Genomic DNA, 17,674 nt, shown 5'->3' on the forward strand with positions numbered 1-17,674 from the left:
CCTACGGCGTCGCTCGTAGATATGTTCGACCGACACGCTTCTCCGCTTCCGCCCAGGCGCGCTGCGCCGGGGTGGGCGCGTTCGCGCCGGAGGGTGCGGCCCCGCCGCGTCGCCAGGCGTGGCACAGGGCGATCGCCAGGGCGTCCGCGGCGTCCGCCGGCTGCGGGGGCACATCGAGCCGCAGGATCCGCGCGATCATGGCCTGGACCTGTCGCTTGTCGGCCGAGCCGTAGCCGGTGACGGCCGCCTTGACCTCGCTCGGCGTGTGGGTGGCGGCGGGGAGGCCGTGCTCGGACGCGATCAGCAGTGCAACGCCGCTGGCCTGCGCCGTGCCCATGACCGTGTGGGTGTTCTGCTGCGCGAAGACGCGCTCCACGGCGACGGCATCCGGACGGTGCTCGGCGATCACGGAACGGATGCCCGCCGCGACGATCGCGAGCCGGTCGCCGATCTCGGCATCGGGCGCCGAACGGATCACGCCGACGTGCACGAGGGTGCCACGGCGGGAGCGATCGACATCGACGATGCCGACTCCGCACCGGGTGAGGCCCGGATCGATGCCGAGCACACGCAGGGAGGAGGTCACTCCCCCAGGCTAGGCCGCGGTTGCGACAGCACGGCTCCGGCGCGCCTAGGCGTCGTCGTTCTCCAGCTCCGCCTGCACCTCGGGAGTCAGGTCGAAGTTCGTGAACACGTTCTGCACGTCCTCGCTGTCCTCGAGCGCATCGATGAGGCGGAAGATCTTGCGGGCCGTGTCGGCGTCGATCTCGACCTTGAGGTCCGGGACGAACTCCACGTCGGCCGACTCGTAGTCGATGCCGGCCTCCTGCAGCGCGCTGCGCACCGCCACGAGGTCGGTCGCCTCCGTGATGATCTCGAAGCCCTCGGCGTGGGGCTCGATCTCCTCGGCACCCGCCTCGAGCGCCGCCATCATCACGTCGTCTTCAGTCGTCCCCTCGGAGCCGACGACGATGACGCCCTTGCGGCTGAAGTTGTACGCGACGCTGCCGGGGTCGGCCAGCGTGCCGCCGTTGCGGCTGAGCGCCGTGCGGACCTCGGCGGCTGCGCGATTCTTGTTGTCGGTCAGACACTCGATCATGAGGGCCACGCCGTTGGGTCCGTAGCCTTCGTACATGATCGAGGTGTACTCGACGGCCTCGCCGCCGATGCCCGCACCGCGCTTCACCGCGCGGTCGATGTTGTCCTTCGGGACGGAGGTCTTCTTGGCCTTCTGCACCGCGTCGAAGAGCGTCGGGTTGCCTGCGAGGTCGGGGCCGCCGAGCTTGGCGGCGACCTCGATGTTCTTGATGAGCTTGGCCCAGGACTTCGCGCGCCTGGAGTCGATGATGGCCTTCTTGTGCTTCGTGGTCGCCCACTTGGAATGCCCGGACATAAGTCTCCGCTCGTCGTATCCGCCCCGGAGCCGTGTCCAGGGCGTCGTCCATTCTATAGAAACTCAGGAGCCGCCCGAACGGGAACCGCCTTGTCCGCCTCGATCCCCGGTGGGAGACTGACGCGCATGAACGATCGAGAGCGCGCTCTCGACGCCGCCCACCGCCGTGCGACGGAGTTCCTCGGGACTCTCGCCGATCGACCGGTCTGGCCGCGCGCGAGCCTGGACGACATGCTGTCGGCGTTCGACGGACCGCTGCCTGCACACGGGGCGGATGCCGCGGACGTCGTCGACGAGCTCGCCGCGAAAGCCGATCCCGGACTCGTCGCGATCCCCGGCGGCCGCTTCTTCGGGTTCGTGATCGGCGGCACGCTGCCCGCGGCGCTCGCGGCGGACTGGCTCGTGTCCGCCTGGGATCAGAACTCGGGATCCTCGGTGCTGACACCCGCCACCGTCGCCGTCGAGCGGATAGCCGGCCGATGGATGCTCGACCTCTTCTCCCTGCCGGAGACCGCGAGCGTGGGCTTCGTCACGGGCGGACAGCTCGCGAACTTCACCTGCCTCGCGACCGCACGCCACGCGGTGCTGGCGCGCATCGGGTGGGACGTCGCGGAGCAGGGCCTTCGCGCCGCACCGCCGATCCGCTTCGTTGTCGGCGCAGACCGGCACGGATCCATCGATCGCGCCGCGCGATTCCTCGGGATCGGGCGCGGCGAACTGATCGTCGTCGACTCCGACGACCAGGGCCGGATGCGAGCGGATGCGCTCGAGCGCACTCTCGCGGATGGGTCAGGTCCGCTCATCGTGTGCCTTCAGGCCGGCGAGGTGCACACCGGCGCCTTCGACGACTTCGGCCGCCTGATCGAGGTCGCCCGGCGACACGACGCCTGGGTGCACGTGGACGGCGCTTTCGGCCTCTGGGCCGCCGCGTCCCCCGCCCTGCGTCACCTGACGGCGGGCATGGAGGATGCGGACTCCTGGGCGACGGATGCGCACAAGACGTTGAATGTGCCCTACGACTGCGGCATGGCGATCGTTCGCGACCCCGCGGACTCGATCGCCGCCTTCCGCACCGGAGGCGACTACCTCATCTACTCCGGCCTCGATCCGTGGGACGTGACCCCCGAGCTGTCCCGACGTGCGCGGGGTGTGCCCGCATGGGCAGCACTGCGCAGTCTCGGCAGGTCCGGCGTCGCCGACCTGATCGATCGACTGCATGCGAACGCGGTGGCGATGACCACCGGCCTCAGATCGATCGCCGGCGTGCAGATCCTCAACGTCGTCGACTACACCCAGGTGATGTTCCGCGTCGGGTCGGACGACGACACGCGAGCCCTGGGGGCGGCGATCCTCGCCGAAGGCACGGCGGTGGTGACCGGCGCCGAATGGCGGGGGCACGCCGCGTTGCGCTGCTCGATGTCCTCATGGGCGACCACGACCCCCGACGTGGACCGCACCGTACAGGCGATCCGTAGTCTGATCGACCCCTGACCCTGCTGCCGGCCTCGCACACCCGCCCTGCTAACGTCGAGGCACCTCTGCACAGGGGGACGTCATGACCCGGAGGGCACGATGAAGGCAGGAGCAGACCGCCGCCGGCCCGCGTGGACGAGCCTTCCCGCCGCGCTCCGCACGCGGATCCTCCGTGCGGTCGGTGGGGAATACGTCCGGGACGAGCCCGCCCACGGCGGGTTCAGCGCCTCCTACGCCGGGGTCCTGACGACCACCACCGCTCGGGCGTTCGTCAAGGCGTGCGCCGCCGACGGGCACGCGGACTCACTGCGCTTCCTCCGCGCCGAGCTGCACACGCTCTCCCACCTGCCGGAGGGGATCGCCCCGCCCCTGCACGCCGCCATCGACGATGCGACGGGGGCCGCGCTCATCATCGATGCGATCGACGGACACCATCCAGGGAACCCCTGGACGCCCGAGGATCTGACGGCCGTCGCGCAGACGCTGCGCGCCGTGTCGGGCACGCGGGCACCGGTCGAGCTGCCGCGCGCGGAGGACGACATGGTGCCCGGCTTCACCCGCTGGAGAGAGATCGCTGTCGACTCCCGACTCCGCGCCGGCCTTCCTGACCGTCTTCGCGGCGCCCTCCCCGAGCTGCTCCGGATCGAGGACGGCTTCGCCCAGGCCGTGCACGGAGAAACCATCGTGCATGACGATGTGCGGGCCGACAACATCCTCATCAGCGACGGGCGCGCGCACCTGCTGGACTGGCCGCACGCGCGCAGGGGCGCCGCCTGGACGGATCTGCCCTGTCTGCTGCCGAGCATCGAGGCCGCGGGAGGACCGAGGTGCGAAGACGCATGGCGCACCTTCGAGGAGCACGGTGCGCCGTCGCAGACCGCGATGCTGCCCGTCATCTCCGGTTTCGCGTCGTTCCTGTGGTGCCAGCAGGCTCAGCCGGAGATCCCGCAGCTGCCGGGACTCCGCGCCTTCCAGCGGACACAGGCGCTCCCTGCACTGCGCTGGCTCGGCGGGTTGCTGCCCTGAGCCACGGCGCGGCGACGCCGCCCGATGCCGTGCTACCGCATCCCGGCGTCCGCCACCGCACGGGCCTTCGCGAGGAATCGCTCATGGAAGCGCGTCTCACCGTCGACCTCCGGATGGAAGCTCGTGCCGAGCAGACTCCCCTGCTCCACGGCGACGACCGTGCCGTCCGCGAGCGACGCGAGCACCTCGACGTCCGCGCCCACGCGCTCGACGATCGGCGCCCGGATGAAGGTGGCGCGCACCGGCGCCTGTCCGAGCGCCGGCACGCTGAGCTCGGTCTCGAACGACTCGGTCTGACGCCCGAAGGCGTTGCGCCGGACGTCGATGTCCATCCCGCCGAAGGACTCCTGTCCCTCGATGCCGTCCAGCACCGTGTCGGCGAGGAGGATCAGACCAGCGCACGTGCCGTACACCGGCAGACCCGCTTCGATCGCGTCGCGGATCGGCTGCTGCATCCCGAACGTCCGGGACAGCTTGTCGATCACGCTCGACTCCCCGCCGGGGATCACCAGTCCGTCGACAGAGGACAGCTCGCCGGGTCGACGCACCGGCACGACGTCGGCGCCGAGCCCGGACAGCAGGGCGGCATGCTCGCGCACGTCGCCCTGCAGCGCGAGAACGCCGACCCGTGTCCTACCAGCCACGCTCGGCGAGCCGGTGAGGTGCGGGCAGATCGCTCACGTTGATGCCGACCATCGCCTCACCGAGCCCGCGCGAGACCTCGGCGATCACCTTGGCGTCGTCGAAGAACGTCGTCGCCTTGACGATCGCCTTCGCGCGCTCGGCGGGGTTGCCCGACTTGAAGATCCCGGACCCGACGAACACGCCGTCCGCACCCAGCTGCATCATCATCGCGGCATCCGCCGGAGTGGCGACGCCTCCCGCGACGAACAGCACGACGGGCAGCTTGCCGGTCTCGGCGATCTCGGCCACGAGCTCGTACGGCGCCTGCAGCTCCTTGGCCGCGACGTAGAGCTCGTCCTTGGGCAGCGCGGCCAGGGCGGCGATCTCACCGCGGATCTTGCGGATGTGCTTCATCGCCTCGGAGACGTCACCCGTGCCGGCCTCGCCCTTGGAGCGGATCATCGCCGCGCCCTCGTTGATGCGGCGGAGTGCCTCACCGAGGTTGGTGGCACCGCACACGAACGGCACGGTGAAGTCGTACTTGTCGATGTGGTTGACGTAGTCCGCAGGCGAGAGCACCTCCGACTCGTCGATGTAGTCGACGCCCAGCTCCTGAAGCACCTGCGCCTCGACGAAGTGGCCGATGCGCGCCTTGGCCATCACCGGGATGGACACCGCATCGATGATGCTGTCGATCATGTCCGGGTCGCTCATGCGCGACACGCCCCCCTGTGCCCGGATGTCGGCCGGCACGCGCTCGAGCGCCATGACGGCGACGGCGCCCGCGTCCTCGGCGATCTTCGCCTGCTCGGCGGTGACGACGTCCATGATGACGCCGCCCTTGAGCATCTCGGCGAGGCCGCGCTTGACGCGCGAGGATCCGGTGGTGGTCTCGGTCATGGTGTGCTCCTGTGGATGATCCGAAGGCGTGTTTGATCTAGATCAAACTTAGCACTGTCGGATCCGACCTAGAATCGTCGAGGAGGATCATGAGCGACCAGATCACAGGGACCACCGCGTCGGACATCGCCGACAGCGTGCGCGCCCTGCGCGAGCGCGGAGTCCTCCGCCCGGGAAGCGTCCTTCCCCCGGTCCGAGAACTCGCGGCCACACTCGGCGTGAACCGCAACACGGCGGTCGCTGCGTATCGGCAGCTCGCACAGGCCGGCCTCGTGGTCTCCCGCGGGCGCGCCGGAACCGTGGTCGCCGGTCTGGAGACCGTGGCGCAGGAGGGGTACGCGCCGGACACCGTGCTCCGAGACATCGGCACCGGCAACCCGGATCCGCGCCTCATCCCGGATCCCGCTCCTGCCCTCATGACGATCGCCTCCCGCCCGGTGCTCTATGGCGAGCCGGTGATCGATCGCGGGCTCGAGGAATGGGCGCGGGACTGGATGTCCGGCGATCTGACCGACGTCGACTTCCGCATCACCGTGACCAGCGGTGCCGTCGATGCGGTCGAGCGCCTGCTCGCTCAGGCGCTCATGCGCGATGACGCGGTCGCGCTCGAGGACCCGTGCTTCCTCGCCAGCATCCACACCGTGCGACTGGGCGGATACCGCGCCGTCGCCGTGCCGGTCGACTCCCAGGGCATGACCGTGGACGGGCTGAAGGCGGCGCTGGAGGCGGGCGTCCGCGCCGTGATCTGCACTCCACGGGCGCAGAACCCCACGGGAGCGAGCCTCACGGCCGCTCGCGCAGCAGAACTGCGGGCGGTGCTCGCGGAGCACCCGTACGTGCTCATCATCGAGGACGATCACTTCTCGATGCTCTCGCAGCGCCCCTACGAATCGCTCATCGGCCCGGAGCACCGTCGCTTCGCCCTCGTGCGCTCGGTGTCGAAGTTCCTCGGGCCGGACATGTGCCTCGCGATCGCGGCGACGGATGCGGAGACCGCCGATCGCCTCGGTATGCGTCTGAGCCCCGGCACCACCTGGGTCAGCCACCTGCTGCAGCGCCTGGCCCTCACCCAGCTGACCGACGCGTCCGTCATGGCCGAGGTCGCCGACGCCGCCTCGCACTACGCGGAGAGGAACACCGCCTTCGCGGAACTGCTGCGCGACAGCGGCATCGCCGCCACCGCATCGGACGGTCTCAGTCTGTGGGTCGAGTTCCCGCTGCCGGCCCGCGCGATCGCGGAGCGCCTGATGCGGCGCGGCTGGCTCGCCAGGACGGGCGACGACTTCGCCCTCGACGAGCGCGCTGAGCCCTCCCACCACCTGCGCCTCACCGTGCACGACCTGTCCGACGACGACGCCGCGACCCTGGTCGCAGACCTCGTCGCGGCCGCGCGATGACCACCCGTCGCGGGCACCGGCCCGCCCCGAACGAAAGAGTCGGAGAATGAAGATCCTCTCCATCCAGTCCGCCGTCGCCTACGGCCATGTGGGCAACTCCGCCGCCGTGTTCCCGCTGCAGCGCATCGGCGTCGAAGTGCTTCCGGTGTACACGGTGAACTTCTCCAACCACACCGGCTACGGCGCCTGGCGCGGGCCGCTGATCGCGCCGGACGACGTGCGCGAGGTCATCACCGGCATCGAGGAGCGCGGCGTGTTCGGGCAGATCGACGCGATCCTCAGCGGCTACCAGGGCGGGGAGGGCATCGGCGACGTGATCATCGACGCCGTCGCCCGCGTGAAGGCCGCGAACCCGGACGCCGTCTACGCCTGCGACCCCGTGATGGGAAACGCCAAGTCCGGCTGCTTCGTGGCTCCGGCCATCCCGGTGCTGCTGCGGGAGCGCGTCGTGCCTGTCGCCGACATCATCACCCCGAACCAGTTCGAACTCGGCTTCCTCACCGACACCGAGCCGGACACGCTCGAGTCCACACTCGCCTCGGTCGATCTCGCGCACGCGATGGGACCGCGCACCGTGCTCGTGACCAGCGTCGAGCGCCCCGACCGCGAAGAGGGCACGATCGAGATGCTCGCCGCGGACGAGCATGGGGCGTGGCTCGTGCAGACCCCGCACCTGCCGATGAAGGCGAACGGATCCGGCGACGTGACGGCAGCCCTGTTCACGGCGCACTACGTCGAGACCGGCAGTGCGAAGGTCGCGCTCGAGCGCACGGCATCCAGCGTGTACGACCTGCTCAAGGCGACCCTCGAGTCCGGAGAGCGCGAACTGCAGCTCGTCGAGGCGCAGGAGTTCTACGCCCATCCGCGGATGCAGTTCACCGCGCGTCAGGTGCGCTGACCACCCCGCCCACCCCGGTCCCTGAGACCCTGGGTCCCGCCCACCCTGGGTCCCTGAGCTTGTCGAAGGGCCCACCCGGAGTCCCTGAGACCCTGGGTCCCTGAGACCCTGGGTCCCTGAGCTTGTCGAAGGGCCCACCCGGAGTCCCTCCGACCCTGGGTCCCTGAGCTTGTCGAAGGGCCCACCCGGAGTCCCTCCGACCCTGGGTCCCTGAGCTTGTCGAAGGGCCCTGCACAGGACGCTTCGACAAGCTCAGCGACCCAGTCGGGGTACGGCAAAGAAGCAGCTCAGCGACCCAATCGGGGTACGGCAAAGAAGCAGCTCAGCGACCCAATCGGGGTACGGCAAAGAAGCAGCTCAGCGACCCAATGGTGTACGGCAAGGAAGCAGCTCAGCGACCCAACCGGGGTACGGCGAAGAAGCAGCTCAGCGACCCAGTCGGGGTACGGCAAGGAAGCAGCTCAGCGGCCCGCCGAGCGGAAGGTCAGCGGTCGGAAGCGGGCCAGGCCGCAGAGACGGCCTCGCGCACCTCGCCGAGGAGCTGCGGGAGAGCCTTCGTCTTCGCGATGATCGGGAAGAAGTTCGCGTCCGAGCGCCACCGCGGCACCACGTGCTGGTGCAGATGCGCGTCGACGCCCGCGCCGGCGACCGCTCCCTGGTTCATCCCGAGGTTGAAGCCGTCGCAGTGCGACACCTCGCTCAGCACCCGCATCGCGGTCTGCGTGAGCGCGCCGATCTCGGCGACTTCCTCCGGAGTGGCCTGATCGTACGTCGCGATGTGACGGTAGGGGCAGACCAGCAGGTGCCCGGAGTTGTACGGGAACAGGTTGAGCAGCACGTACGCCGTCTCGCCGCGCGCCACGATCAGCCGCTCCGCATCGGGGAACTTCGGCGCCTCGCAGAAGGGGCACTCCTCGCGCAGCGGCTCGGGCCCCGCCTGGATGTACGCCATCCGATGCGGGGTCCACAGCCGCTGGAACTCGTCCGGCACTCCGGCGAGGTGCGCAGCGTCCTCCAGGTCAGCCACGGCGGGACTCCTGCGCTGGCCGGGGGATCACGCCAGGTCCTCCGCTTTCAGCACGAGAGCGTGCGAGGCGATCGCCGCTCCGATCCGTCGCACGGCATCGGCCACCGGCACGCCGTTCTCCTGCGTGCCGTCGCGGAAGCGGAACGACACGGTCCCCGCGGCACGATCCTGCTCGCCGACGATGAGGATCAGCGGGACCTTCGCGGTGGTGTGGTTGCGGATCTTCTTCTGCATCCGGTCGTCGGAGTGATCGACATCCGCTCGCACGCCCGCCGCGCGCAGCTGCGCGATGACGTCGTCGAGGTAGTCGCCGTACTGCTCCGCCACGGGCACGCCCACGACCTGGCTCGGCGCGAGCCACAGCGGGAAGTCGCCGGCATAGTGCTCGAGGAGGATCGCGAAGAAGCGCTCGACGGAGCCGAGGAGCGCCCGGTGGATCATCACGGGCCGGTGCTTCTGTCCGTCGGGACCGGTGTACTCCAGCTCGAAGCGGTCGGGCTGATTGAAGTCGAGCTGGATGGTCGACATCTGCCAGGTGCGGCCGATCGCGTCGCGCGCCTGCACCGAGATCTTCGGACCGTAGAAGGCCGCGCCGCCCGGGTCGGCGACGAGTTCGAGTCCGGACTCGATGGCGACCTCGCGCAGGGTGTCGATCGCCGTCGACCACTGCTCGGGCTCGCCGAGGAACTTCGGGTTGCCCTCCTCGTTCGTCGAGAGCTCGAGGTAGAAGTCGTTGAGCCCGTAGTCGCGGAGCAGGTCGAGCACGAGGTTCAGGTTGGTGGTGAGCTCCTCCTTGACCTGATCCTGGGCGACGTAGATGTGCGCGTCGTCCTGGGTCAGGCCGCGCACGCGGGTCAGCCCGGAGAGCGTGCCGGACTTCTCGTAGCGGTAGACCGTCCCGAACTCCGCCAACCGCAGCGGCAGCTCCCGGTAGGAGCGCCCGCGCGAACGGAAGATGAGGTTGTGGAACGGGCAGTTCATCGGCTTCAGGTAGTAGTCCTGGCCCTGGCGGGTGATGTTGCCCTCGTCGTCGACGATCTCGTCGAGGTGCATCGGGGGGAACATGCCGTCCGCGTAGGTCTGCAGGTGCCCCGACGTCATGAAGAGATCCTTCTTCGTGATGTGCGGGCTGTTGACGAGGTCGTAGCCGTTGCGCAGCAGGTGCTTGCGCAGGTTCTCCTCGATCTCGTAGCGGATGATGCCGCCCTTGGGATGGAACACGGCCAGTCCCGAGCCGATCTCGTCCGGGAACGAGAACAGGTCCATCTCGGCGCCGAGCTTGCGGTGATCACGGCGCTCGGCCTCGGCGATGCGCTCCTGGTAGGCGCGCAGCTCGTCCTTGGTCGGCCATGCGGTGCCGTAGATGCGCTGCAGCTGCGGGTTCTTCTCGCTCCCCCGCCAGTAGGCGGCGGCGATGCGGGTGAGGTCCCAGCCGTTGCCGACCATGCGCGTGTTGGGCAGGTGCGGGCCGCGGCAGAGGTCCTTCCAGACGACTTCGCCGTCGCGGGTGGTGTTGTCGTAGATCGTCAGCTCGCCCTCGCCGACTTCGACGGACGCGCCCTCGGCGATCTCCCCTTCGGCACCGGCCGAAGGGCCCTTGAGGCCGATGAGCTCCAGCTTGAACGGCTCGTCAGCGAGCTCGGCGCGCGCCTCTTCGTCGGTCACGACACGGCGGACGAAGCGCTGCCCCTCTCGGACGATGCGCTGCATCTCCTTCGTGATCGCCTTGAGGTCCTCCGGCGTGAAAGGGGTCTCGACGCCGAAGTCGTAGTAGAAGCCGTCGGTGATGGGCGGACCGATGCCGAGGTTCGCCTGCGGGTTGATGCGCTGCACCGCCTGCGCGAGCACGTGCGCGGCCGAGTGGCGCAGGATGTTCAGGCCGTCGGGGCTGTCGATCGTGACGGGCTCGACCTCGTCGGTCTCGGTGACCGTCGCGGCGAGGTCCTTGAGGACGCCGCCGACGCGCATGGCGACGACGTTTCGGTCAGAGAACAGGGCGAAGCCGTCGGTCGGCTGGGCGTTTTCAGGCACTGATCACTCCATCTGGGTCTGGATCTAGGCTACTCGCCCGCTCGGGGGCTGCTGACCGTCACCCGGCGGTCTCGGTCCCGGAGGATCCGGCGGTCGGCGCGAAGATGATGATGGCCGCTCCGGCCAGTGCCACGGCGGAGCCGATCACGTCCCAGGTCGTGGGGCGGAACCCGTCGACGATGACGCCCCAGGCGAGCGACCCGGCGATGAAGATCCCGCCGTACGCGGCCAGCACGCGACCGAAGTTCGCATCCGGCTGCAGAGCCGCAACGAACCCGTAGGCCCCGAGTGCCATGACGCCCAGGACCGCGAACAGCCAGCCGCGGTCCTCCTTCACCGCCTGCCAGATGAGCCAGGCCCCGCCGATCTCGGCGACGGCGGCCAGGAGGAAGAGCACGATGATGCGCAACACGGTCATCACCACAGTGTGTCAGCCGCGATCTCCGACGACGACGGTAGCGTGGGCGCATGACTCGGACGATCGGCCGCTGGCTCCTCGCTCTCGCCCTCGGCGCGATCGGGGTGCTGCACTTCATCCAGACCCGCGGCTTCCGGGTGGTCGTGCCCGATTGGGCATCGCGGATCACCCGGATGGACAAAGACGCCATCGTCATCGCATCCGGGGCCGCCGAGGTCTCCCTCGCCGCGGGACTGCTCACTCTGCCGAGGGAGCGACGCCGCATCGGCTGGGCGACTGCCGCGTTCTTCGTCGCCGTGTTCCCCGGCAATGTGCACCAGTGGCGGACGCAGCGGTCCACGCCGGGACTCGATACCGACGCGCGTCGACTCGGTCGCCTCTTCCTCCAACCGCTCCTGGTCGCATGGGCGTTGTGGGCGACGAACGCTCCATCCCGACCTCGCCGCTGACGCTGACGGCGCGTTCCCACGCCCCTACTCGTTGGCGGCGCACCGCGACAACCCCCGCGTGCTCCGGCATCCGGTCCCGCAGACTGAGTCCATGGCCTCTCCCTCGCTCGTCTGGTTCCGCGATGACCTCCGCCTCGCCGACAACCCGGCCCTGCACGCGGCTGCCGAGCGGGACGAGCCGCTCGTCGCCGTGTTCGCGCTGGACGAGGAATCGGAAGGGATGCGCCTTCTCGGCGGAGCCGCACGCTGGTGGCTGCATCATTCGCTGCACTCCCTCCGCGAGGGACTGCGAGAGCGTGGCGTCGCCCTGGTGCTGCGACGAGGCCCAGCCGGTCGGGTGATCGAGGAGCTCGCGCACGAGGTCGGTGCGGGCGCCGTGTACTGGAATCGTCGCTACGGCGCTCCGGCGCGCGCGGTGGACGCGGGACTCAAGTCGTCACTGCGTGCGGCCGGCATGGAGGTGTCCTCGTTCGCGGCCTCGCTGCTCCGCGAGCCGTGGACCGTCACGACGGGCAGCGGCACCCACTACTCCGTGTTCACGCCGTTCTGGCGCGCCTGCCTTTCCCTTCCCGCGCCGCGGTCGCCGCTTACCGAGCCCCGCACGCTCGCCGGGACGACGGCTGTCCCGGCATCCGATGCCCTGGACGATTGGGCACTCCTTCCGACCGCACCCGACTGGGCAGGCGGGCTCCGCGAGACCTGGGAGCCCGGCGAGCCCGCCGCGCGACGGCGTCTCCAGGAGTTCCTGGCGGAGGATCTCCCCTCCTACGACCGCGCACGGGACGAACCGGCAGCGGGGGCGACCTCTCTGCTCTCCCCGCGGCTGCGCTGGGGGGAGCTCAGTCCCTTCACGGTCTGGCACGAAGCCGTCGGCGTCGACGGCGCGGGCGGGTTCCTCTCCGAGCTCGGCTGGCGGGAGTTCGCCTGGCACACGCTCTTCCACTCCCCCGACCTGGCCACGAAGAACCTCCGCCCGGAGTTCGACGCCTTCCCCTGGCCGCCGCTCGACCCCGCGCACCTCGACGCCTGGCAGCACGGCGAGACGGGGGTGCCGCTCGTCGACGCCGGCATGCGGGAGCTCTGGCACACCGGTTACATGCACAACCGGGTCCGGATGGTCACCGCGTCCTTCCTCATCAAGAACCTGCTCATCGACTGGAGACTCGGAGAGGAGTGGTTCTGGGACACGCTCGTCGACGCCGATGAGGCGAACAACCCCTTCAACTGGCAGTGGGTGGCCGGGTCGGGGGCGGATGCGGCGCCCTACTTCCGCGTCTTCAACCCTGAGCTGCAGGCGAAGAAGTTCGATCCGCAGAACCTCTACGTCTCGCGCTGGGCCGGCGACGCGCCGACCGAGCCCATCGTCGACCTGGCCGCGACGCGCAAGGCCGCGCTCGCCGCCTACGACGAGGTCAAGCGCGCTCCCCGCCCGCCCGCCCGCGGCTGACGCCCGCATCCCGACCCCTCCTGCCCTCCCGTCCCTGGACTGTCCGACCCTTCCCGTCGTACGGATGTCGGAGGACGGGACGGATGCCGTGCGAAACCGGGCTCTTCGGCCCGACAGCCGTCCGGGCGCCCGACAGACGCCCGGCGGCAGGCCGTGAGCGACGGGGTCCGGGAACGAAAAAACCCCCGGAGAACCGGGGGTTTGTCTGTGCGCGATACTGGGATCGAACCAGTGACCTCTTCCGTGTCAGGGAAGCGCGCTACCGCTGCGCCAATCGCGCCCGTTGGGGCTATTCAGTTTTCCGCGAGGTGGCGACGGGATTCGAACCCGTGTAAACGGCTTTGCAGGCCGGTGCCTAGCCGCTCGGCCACGCCACCGTGTGGATTGACCCCACGTGCTGAAGGCCTTCCGAAGAAGACCCTCTGCACTCGAGCGGATGACGAGACTCGAACTCGCGACCCCAACCTTGGCAAGGTTGTGCGCTACCAACTGCGCTACATCCGCATTTCGTTCCCGGTTGTCCCGGGCACTCATGAAACATTAGCCGATGATCCCGCCTTCGCCAAACCGGTGGCGAATCTCGCGCGTGTCTCCCAGAGTGGTCAACACGGCCTCCGAGCGTCCGGTAGTATCGGGTGACGTACCCCACGGGTATGGGCGATTGGCGCAGTTGGTAGCGCGCTTCCTTCACACGGAAGAGGTCATCGGTTCGAGTCCGGTATCGCCCACCATCACTCCCCCTCCGAGGCCTCCTCGGCCTGGTTCAGGCGATGCGTCCGTCCCCGGGGCGTGCGACCCGGAGCCACCGGTATCCGTACGCCGGGACCTCCAGCACGACCTCGCCCTTCGCTCCCAGCGTCAGCCGCTCGGACTCCAGCAGTCCGACGAGGTCGGTCCCCTCCGGTTCCTCGGCGAGCCGGAAGGTCACGGTCGCCGGCACCTCCGCGAAGTTGTGCACCGCGACCAGCCGACCGACATCCGCCGTGAGCGAGTGCACGAGCACGGCATCGACCGGCTGCTCGATCACGGCGAACTCGCCCCAGCCGAGCTCAGGCGAGACACGGTAGCGGGAGGCGAGCTCGCGGATGAAGTGCAGCATCGATCCCCGGTCGTCGAGCTGATCGGCGACGTTGACATGCTCCGGTGCGTAGCCGTCCGCGGGCGGGCGGGCCGGAAGCCGGGACGGAGCGGCGTCCGAGAAGCCGCCGTTGCGTCCGGACGACCACTGCATCGGGGTCCGCACCGCCTCCCTCGCTTCGATCTCGGCGTTCTCCCCCATGCCGATCTCCTCCCCGTAGAAGAGCACGGGCGTCCCGGGAAGCGTGAACAGGAGGCTGTAGGCCATCCTGATGCGCCGCGGGTCTCCGTCGAGCATGGGCGGGAGGCGACGGGTGATCCCGCGACCGAACACGCGCTGCCGCTCGTCGGGAGCGAGGGCGTCGAAGACCTCCTGCCGCTCCGCGTCGTCCAGCTTGTCCAGGGTCAGCTCGTCGTGGTTGCGGAGGAAGTTCGCCCACTGCACCTCCGGACCGAGCACGGGGCGCGCAGTCAGCGCCTCCACGAGCGGGCCGGGTTCTCGCCGCACCAGCGACAGATACAGCGCCTGCATCGCCACGAAGTCGAACTGCATGGTCAGCTCGTCGCCGTCCGTGCCCCCGAAATAGTCGACCTGCTCGGCGTACGGGAGGTTCACCTCCCCCAGCAGGATCGCTTCGCTGGATCGCCGCTGGAGGAACCGCCGGATGTCGCGCAGGAGCTCGTGGGGATCGGGGATCTCCGCTCCGCGGGGCACCTCGAGGAGGAACGGCACCGCGTCCACCCGGAATCCCGAGACGCCCAGCTGCAGCCAGAATCCGATGACCTTCGCGATCTCGTCCCGCACCGCGGGGTTGGCGATGTTGAGGTCGGGCTGGTGCTCGTAGAAGCTGTGCTGGTACCACTGCCCCGACGCCTCGTCCTTCGTCCAGATGCCGTCGGCCTGTCCGGGGAACACCGCGTTCTGCTGCCCCTTCGGCGGGGCGTCGTCCCGCCACACGTAGTAGTCGCGGTACGGAGAGGACACGCTGCGCTTCGCCGCGAGGAACCAGGGATGCCGATCCGAGGTGTGATTGATCACGAGGTCGACGATCACACGGATCCCGCGGTCCCTGGCGGTGCGGATCACCTCCACGAAGTCGCCGTGGTCGCCGAGCCGGGGGTCGATTCCGTAGAAGTCGCTCACGTCGTAACCGTCGTCGCGGTCCGGCGTGGGATAGAACGGCATCAGCCAGAGGCACGTCACCCCGAGTTGCGCGAGATAGTCGATCCGCTGGGCGAGGCCGCGGAGGTCGCCCACGCCGTCGCCGTTCGTGTCGAGGAACGTCTCCACATCGAGGCAGTAGACGACCGCGGTCTTCCACCACAGGTCGCTCGTGTCGGTGATCTTCACAGTCGCTCCTTCAGTGCGGGGATGAGCTCGGATCCTGCGGCCCGGAGGAAGCCGGCCTGTTCTCTGCCGACATGATGCAGATAGACCCGGTCGAATCCGATCGTCACCAGCTCGGCGATGCGGTCGGCGAGGGACGCCGCATCGTGGTCGATCAGCACCGCGGCGCGGAGAGCAGCATCGTCCGGCGCGCCGATCGCGGCGTCGAACTCCTCCGGCTGCTCGATGTTCCAGGTGAGCGGCGGAGCCAGGACGCCGTTGCGCCACTGCTGACGGGCGAGGGCGAGGGCCTCGGCGTCGGTCGCCGCCCAGCTCAGGTGGACCTGGAGGCTGCAGGGCCCTGTGCCCCCGGCCGAGCGGTACTCGTCGATGACGCGCCGCAGCACCGACGGCGGCTGGGCCACCGTGACGAGACCGTCGGCCCATTCTGCGGACCAGGCTGCGGTCTCCGCGCTCACCGCCGTCGCGAACAACGGTAGCGGGGATGCGGGAAGACTCCAGATCCTGGCACGGTGCGCGCGGACCAGTCCGTCATGGCTGACCTCCTCGCCGGCGAGCAGACGGCGGATGACGTCGACGCTCTCCGCCAGACGCTCGTTGCGCACGGCCTTGGCCGGCCATCCGTCGCCCGTCACATGCTCGTTCATGGCCTCCCCGCTGCCCAGCGCCGCCCAGAACCGTCCGGGGAACATCTCCTCGAGCGTGGCGAAGGCCTGCGCGACCACGACGGGGTGGTAGCGCTGCCCAGGGGCGTTGACCATTCCGATCGAGAACGTCGTGCGCGCGAGCGCCGCGGCGATCCAGCTCAGGGCGAAGCCCGACTCCCCCTGCTCCGGGAGCCAGGGGGCGAGATGGTCCGAGCACATCGCCCCGTCGAAGCCGGCCTGCTCCGCCGCCGTGACGGCCTCCAGCAGTGCGCTCGGCGGGATCTGCTCATGTGAGGCGTGGAATCCGATGAACACCATGCGCCGAGTCTGCCAACCGCGCTGCCGCTGCGGCAGTGGTTGACACGAGCGCCGCCGGGATGGCAGACGCGCTTCCGTCCTCCCCGTCCGCGGTCGCACCGAGGGAGAGGCGGAGCACGCGGTCGTCCGCCGGCCGAGGGGTCCCCCGACCGTCCGTGTTGCCGGTGAGCACCCACAGCGTGCCGTCGGGTGCGGCCACGACGTCCCGCAGCCGGCCGTAGGTGCCGCTGAGATGCTCGACGGACGAGGCGAGGTCATCCAGCGGCACCTCTCGCAGCCGCTCGCCTCGGAGGTTCGCGAGGAAGAGATTGCCTCCAAGGATCGCGATTCCGCTCGGACTGGCCGCGGAGGGCGCCCACTGCTGCACGGGGTCGACGAACCCCGCCCTGTTCGCGCTGCCCTCCACCTGGGGCCAGCCGTAGTTCGCTCCGGGTTCGATCCGGTTCAGCTCGTCCCAGGTGTCCTGCCCGAACTCGCTCGCATACATCGTCCCTTCGTCATCCCACGCGAGGCCCTGCGGATTGCGGTGACCGTAGCTGAAGACGGCAGAAGCCTCGAAGGGGTTGTCCGCCGGAATCGCGCCGCGGGGCGTGAGCCGGAGGATCTTGCCACCGAGCGACGTCAGATCCTGCGCGCTCTCCCGATCACCGGCGTCCCCGGTCGCGACGTAGAGCATCCCGTCGGGTCCGAAGGCGATGCGTCCGCCGTTGTGGTTCGTCCCGGCGGGGATACCGGAGAGGATCGTCTGGCCTGCACCGAGTTCGAGCGCGCCTGGCTCACCGGAGAGCGGGAAGCGCCGCACGCTGTTGCCGTCGTCTCCCGTGGAGTAGGCGTAGAGCAGGTCGTCGTGCACGGCGATGCCCAGCAAGCCGCCCTCCCCCCGTGCCTCCACGTCGCTGATCCGGGCGACCTCGCGCGATCCGGCGTCCGTCACCTCGAGGATCCGTGCGGTGTCGCGTTCGCTGATCAGCGCGACGCCGTCGTGGAAGGCGAGCGACCACGGGGTGACCAGATCCTCCGCGATCGTGACGATCTCACCGGCGGGAGACGGACTGACCTCCGTCGACGGGCGCGCCGAGGTGCTCGGTGACGGTGCCGGAGCGCACGAGACCGCGAGGAACGCCAGGAGGAGCGCGGTGAGGCCGCCGAACGCCCGTGTGCCCGTGATCCTCATCCGACTCCCTCGCCTTCTCCGCTCCGC

General features: G+C 69.6%; 16 protein-coding genes and 4 tRNA genes. 7 read left to right on the plus strand and 13 right to left on the minus strand.

The window, feature by feature from the left end; translation table 11 throughout:
- Position 1: 1 nt before the first annotated feature.
- Positions 2–586 (minus strand): crossover junction endodeoxyribonuclease RuvC, encoded by a 585-nt coding sequence (gene ruvC / locus F6A08_RS11715; protein WP_151459520.1) that lies wholly within the window; start codon positions 584–586, stop codon positions 2–4.
- 45 nt (positions 587–631) lie between these two features.
- Positions 632–1,393, minus strand: a complete 762-nt coding sequence (locus F6A08_RS11720; RefSeq protein WP_151459521.1) for a YebC/PmpR family DNA-binding transcriptional regulator — start codon at positions 1,391–1,393, stop codon at positions 632–634.
- A gap of 126 nt (positions 1,394–1,519) precedes the next feature.
- Here F6A08_RS11720 and F6A08_RS11725 point away from each other — a divergent pair, with 126 nt between their 5' ends.
- On the plus strand, positions 1,520–2,884 hold the full coding sequence (locus F6A08_RS11725; protein WP_151459522.1) for a pyridoxal phosphate-dependent decarboxylase family protein: 1,365 nt from the start codon (positions 1,520–1,522) through the stop codon (positions 2,882–2,884).
- A gap of 81 nt (positions 2,885–2,965) precedes the next feature.
- Positions 2,966–3,892 (plus strand): aminoglycoside phosphotransferase family protein, encoded by a 927-nt coding sequence (locus F6A08_RS11730; protein WP_151459523.1) that lies wholly within the window; start codon positions 2,966–2,968, stop codon positions 3,890–3,892.
- Positions 3,893–3,924: 32 nt separating this feature from the next.
- On the opposite strand, the gene pdxT is transcribed toward F6A08_RS11730, so the two are convergent.
- Together pdxT and pdxS are read right to left on the minus strand one after the other, a co-directional pair.
- Positions 3,925–4,536 (minus strand): pyridoxal 5'-phosphate synthase glutaminase subunit PdxT, encoded by a 612-nt coding sequence (gene pdxT, locus F6A08_RS11735; RefSeq protein WP_151459524.1) that lies wholly within the window; start codon positions 4,534–4,536, stop codon positions 3,925–3,927.
- Positions 4,526–5,416, minus strand: a complete 891-nt coding sequence (gene pdxS, locus F6A08_RS11740; protein WP_017202170.1) for a pyridoxal 5'-phosphate synthase lyase subunit PdxS — start codon at positions 5,414–5,416, stop codon at positions 4,526–4,528. The genes pdxT and pdxS overlap by 11 nt, the downstream gene beginning before the upstream one ends.
- Positions 5,417–5,505: 89 nt before the next feature.
- Between pdxS and F6A08_RS11745 the strand changes: the two genes are divergently transcribed.
- Together F6A08_RS11745 and pdxY are read left to right on the plus strand one after the other, a co-directional pair.
- Entirely contained in the window at positions 5,506–6,813 is a 1,308-nt protein-coding gene (locus F6A08_RS11745) for an aminotransferase class I/II-fold pyridoxal phosphate-dependent enzyme (protein ID WP_164479554.1), read from the plus strand.
- A 46-nt stretch (positions 6,814–6,859) separates the two neighbouring features.
- Complete coding sequence (pdxY, locus tag F6A08_RS11750) at positions 6,860–7,711, plus strand: pyridoxal kinase PdxY (protein WP_151459525.1); 852 nt, start codon at positions 6,860–6,862, stop codon at positions 7,709–7,711.
- A gap of 484 nt (positions 7,712–8,195) precedes the next feature.
- On the opposite strand, the gene F6A08_RS11755 is transcribed toward pdxY, so the two are convergent.
- From F6A08_RS11755 to F6A08_RS11765, 3 genes are all read right to left on the minus strand, one after another.
- A complete protein-coding gene (locus F6A08_RS11755; RefSeq protein WP_151459526.1) occupies positions 8,196–8,738 on the minus strand; it encodes an HIT family protein in 543 nt (180 codons plus the stop codon).
- Positions 8,739–8,765: 27 nt separating this feature from the next.
- Positions 8,766–10,706, minus strand: a complete 1,941-nt coding sequence (thrS, locus tag F6A08_RS11760; protein ID WP_225855842.1) for a threonine--tRNA ligase — start codon at positions 10,704–10,706, stop codon at positions 8,766–8,768.
- A gap of 121 nt (positions 10,707–10,827) precedes the next feature.
- Entirely contained in the window at positions 10,828–11,187 is a 360-nt protein-coding gene (locus tag F6A08_RS11765) for a YnfA family protein (RefSeq protein ID WP_026049723.1), read from the minus strand.
- Positions 11,188–11,237: 50 nt separating this feature from the next.
- Between F6A08_RS11765 and F6A08_RS11770 the strand changes: the two genes are divergently transcribed.
- Positions 11,238–11,636: a DoxX family protein gene (locus F6A08_RS11770; protein WP_151459528.1), complete on the plus strand. Its 399-nt coding sequence runs from the start codon at positions 11,238–11,240 to the stop codon at positions 11,634–11,636.
- 91 nt (positions 11,637–11,727) lie between these two features.
- Positions 11,728–13,083 carry a cryptochrome/photolyase family protein gene (locus F6A08_RS11775; protein ID WP_151459529.1) on the plus strand — a complete coding sequence of 452 codons (1,356 nt, stop codon included), beginning with the start codon at positions 11,728–11,730 and terminating at the stop codon, positions 13,081–13,083.
- Between the two features lie 208 nt (positions 13,084–13,291).
- Here F6A08_RS11775 and F6A08_RS11780 read toward each other — a convergent pair.
- The 3 genes from F6A08_RS11780 to F6A08_RS11790 all read right to left on the minus strand — a co-directional run bounded on the left by F6A08_RS11780 (position 13,292) and on the right by F6A08_RS11790 (position 13,587).
- Positions 13,292–13,363 (minus strand) — tRNA-Val (locus tag F6A08_RS11780).
- A gap of 26 nt (positions 13,364–13,389) precedes the next feature.
- Positions 13,390–13,460: transfer RNA gene (locus tag F6A08_RS11785), tRNA-Cys, on the minus strand.
- Between the two features lie 54 nt (positions 13,461–13,514).
- Positions 13,515–13,587 (minus strand) — tRNA-Gly (locus tag F6A08_RS11790).
- Between the two features lie 151 nt (positions 13,588–13,738).
- On the opposite strand from F6A08_RS11790, the gene F6A08_RS11795 reads away from it, so the two are divergent.
- Positions 13,739–13,814: transfer RNA gene (locus F6A08_RS11795), tRNA-Val, on the plus strand.
- A 32-nt stretch (positions 13,815–13,846) separates the two neighbouring features.
- On the opposite strand, the gene F6A08_RS11800 is transcribed toward F6A08_RS11795, so the two are convergent.
- Genes F6A08_RS11800 through F6A08_RS11810 form a run of 3 tightly spaced genes read right to left on the minus strand, consistent with a single transcriptional unit; the run spans position 13,847 to position 17,647 of the window.
- Complete coding sequence (locus F6A08_RS11800; protein ID WP_017202177.1) at positions 13,847–15,511, minus strand: alpha-amylase family protein; 1,665 nt, start codon at positions 15,509–15,511, stop codon at positions 13,847–13,849.
- Complete coding sequence (locus tag F6A08_RS11805; protein WP_124895583.1) at positions 15,508–16,473, minus strand: TIGR03885 family FMN-dependent LLM class oxidoreductase; 966 nt, start codon at positions 16,471–16,473, stop codon at positions 15,508–15,510. The genes F6A08_RS11800 and F6A08_RS11805 overlap by 4 nt, the downstream gene beginning before the upstream one ends.
- Complete coding sequence (locus F6A08_RS11810; protein ID WP_017202179.1) at positions 16,442–17,647, minus strand: PQQ-dependent sugar dehydrogenase; 1,206 nt, start codon at positions 17,645–17,647, stop codon at positions 16,442–16,444. The genes F6A08_RS11805 and F6A08_RS11810 overlap by 32 nt, the downstream gene beginning before the upstream one ends.
- Between the last annotated feature and the right edge of the window lie 27 nt (positions 17,648–17,674).

This window comes from Microbacterium algeriense (assembly GCF_008868005.1).
GTDB classification, from domain to species: Bacteria; Actinomycetota; Actinomycetes; order Actinomycetales; family Microbacteriaceae; genus Microbacterium; species Microbacterium algeriense.

Coding starts and splice junctions, on each gene's coding strand:
- F6A08_RS11770 (WP_151459528.1), top strand. CDS start 11,238: ATGACTCGGACGATCGGCCGCTGGCTCCTCGCTCTCGCCCTCGGCGCG.
- F6A08_RS11725 (WP_151459522.1), top strand. CDS start 1,520: ATGAACGATCGAGAGCGCGCTCTCGACGCCGCCCACCGCCGTGCGACG.
- F6A08_RS11720 (WP_151459521.1), bottom strand. CDS start 1,393: ATGTCCGGGCATTCCAAGTGGGCGACCACGAAGCACAAGAAGGCCATC.
- F6A08_RS11745 (WP_164479554.1), top strand. CDS start 5,506: ATGAGCGACCAGATCACAGGGACCACCGCGTCGGACATCGCCGACAGC.
- F6A08_RS11775 (WP_151459529.1), top strand. CDS start 11,728: ATGGCCTCTCCCTCGCTCGTCTGGTTCCGCGATGACCTCCGCCTCGCC.
- pdxY (WP_151459525.1), top strand. CDS start 6,860: ATGAAGATCCTCTCCATCCAGTCCGCCGTCGCCTACGGCCATGTGGGC.
- F6A08_RS11805 (WP_124895583.1), bottom strand. CDS start 16,473: ATGGTGTTCATCGGATTCCACGCCTCACATGAGCAGATCCCGCCGAGC.
- F6A08_RS11765 (WP_026049723.1), bottom strand. CDS start 11,187: ATGACCGTGTTGCGCATCATCGTGCTCTTCCTCCTGGCCGCCGTCGCC.
- pdxS (WP_017202170.1), bottom strand. CDS start 5,416: ATGACCGAGACCACCACCGGATCCTCGCGCGTCAAGCGCGGCCTCGCC.
- F6A08_RS11810 (WP_017202179.1), bottom strand. CDS start 17,647: ATGAGGATCACGGGCACACGGGCGTTCGGCGGCCTCACCGCGCTCCTC.
- thrS (WP_225855842.1), bottom strand. CDS start 10,706: ATGCGCGTCGGCGGCGTCCTCAAGGACCTCGCCGCGACGGTCACCGAG.
- F6A08_RS11730 (WP_151459523.1), top strand. CDS start 2,966: ATGAAGGCAGGAGCAGACCGCCGCCGGCCCGCGTGGACGAGCCTTCCC.